1 protein-coding gene is annotated in these 239 nt (G+C 64.9%); it reads right to left on the bottom strand.

Annotated elements, in window-relative coordinates:
* Window positions 1-58: 58 nt before the first annotated feature.
* Window positions 59-239, bottom strand: a 181-nt coding sequence (locus ACWGTI_RS33005) for a hypothetical protein (protein ID WP_454590719.1), incomplete at its 5' end; no start/stop codon positions are given.

The following is a 239-nucleotide window of genomic DNA, read 5'->3' as shown; positions in this document are numbered from 1 at the left end:
GAACGCGACCGCCTTGCATCCTGAGTTGCTGAGCCACGGTAAGGCTCATTAGGCCAGTTCAGGTTTTCACGCCGAGGTGGAGCAGGCATATCGCCAGCGCGCCATCCTGCTCTTGTGCTCGGCTCGGATGCGGACAACCGATCGGGCGGGAGCGCACCCCTTTCCACGCCCCCGGTTGTTCGACCGGCGCGCCAGGAAACGCCGTCCGAACGTGAGCCCGCATCGCGATTTTGTCGGCC

The organism is Mesorhizobium sp. ArgA1 (genome assembly GCF_053714375.1).
The sequence above is the reverse complement of the archived record's forward strand: the minus strand, read 5'-3'. Positions and strand labels throughout refer to the sequence as shown.